Source organism: Bacteroides sp. CAG:189 (genome assembly GCF_000432295.1).
GTDB lineage: Bacteria > Bacteroidota > Bacteroidia > Bacteroidales > Bacteroidaceae > Bacteroides > Bacteroides salyersiae.
Window position 1 is genome coordinate 1 of record NZ_HF991015.1, and the last position, 563, is coordinate 563.

Genomic DNA, 563 nt, shown 5'->3' on the forward strand with positions numbered 1-563 from the left:
AAAAGAAAACCTCACAGAAAGTTTACAGAATTGGAAAGTAAGTCTTATATTCGCGAGTATCTTTCCAGCTCCGACCGTCGGAAAACATTTGAACGACGTAATGGATTAAGTTTAGGTACATTGTCCCGCTGGATGAAAATGTACGAGATAGAAGATCCTAAGATGCAAAAATCCATCATTGATCCACAGCTGATAGACGAAGACTCAGCGGCCCTTATCGCTCAGCTTCGTGCTGAAAATGAAGCGTTACACAAGTCTAACCGTCAACTTCAACGGGATTTGGATACGACAAAGATGCTTCATGAAGCCTGCGAGGTGCTTATTGATCTGACAGAGCAGACCTATCATATCCCCGTGCGAAAAAACTCAGATGCCAAGTAATCGACACCTTGTCACAGAGAGGCTCGGTCAACCGTAAATGCGGTGGTCTGAACAGACTCTGTGGTTACTTCGGCATAACCAGACAAGGTTACTATAAACATGTGGACAGACAGTGTGAAGTTAATGTTTTGAAGACAAGTATTGTTCTGTATTGCAAAGAATTAAGAACTTTAATGCCCCAA

Annotated in this window: 1 protein-coding gene; it reads left to right on the plus strand. The window is 42.5% G+C overall.

The annotated features are described in order from the left end of the window. Positions 1 to 381 (plus strand): hypothetical protein (locus tag QVP90_RS03665; RefSeq protein WP_288203941.1); only part of this gene is annotated, 381 nt, incomplete at its 5' end. Positions 382 to 563: the final 182 nt, after the last annotated feature.